The organism is Sphingorhabdus sp., from assembly GCF_046292425.1.
Classification (GTDB): Bacteria; Pseudomonadota; Alphaproteobacteria; order Sphingomonadales; family Sphingomonadaceae; genus Sphingorhabdus_B.
Map to the genome: position 1 here is coordinate 1 of NZ_JBKBQV010000101.1, position 468 is coordinate 468.

Consider the following 468-nt stretch of genomic DNA (forward strand, 5'->3'; position numbering starts at 1 on the left):
CCGATCGAACGGTCGTTGTGGATCAGTTCTTCGAGAATGTGGCCGGGCAGCACCCGTTCGGGGCAGTAAGCGATGGCAACGTCTGCGGTGCCCGCGGTCAAACCTGGCATCGCCAGATCAGGACGCAATGCTGCCAGTCGGTCGCGCAGCACCTCGGTCGTCCCCACCGGCGAGGTCGATTCGAGGATGACGAGATCACCGCGCTTGAGCACCGGGGCGATGGTCTCACCCGCTTTCAGCACATAGCTGATGTCCGGGCGATGGTCGTCGTCGAACGGCGTCGGGACGGCGATCACGAACACGTCGCACGGCTCGGCGGCGAGCGACGCGGCGAGGTGCCCCGACGTCACCACCTGATGCACCAGCGCGTCGAGATTGGCTTCCTCGATATGAATCTGACCGCGGTTGATCGTCTCGACGACATGCGGGTTCACATCGATACCGACGACGCGCGCGCCGGTGCGGGCG

General features: G+C 65.2%; 1 pseudogene. It reads right to left on the minus strand.

The features are described 5' to 3' along the window. Positions 1-468: pseudogene (locus ACK4S7_RS13060) on the minus strand (UDP-N-acetyl-D-mannosamine dehydrogenase); the annotation flags it as partial.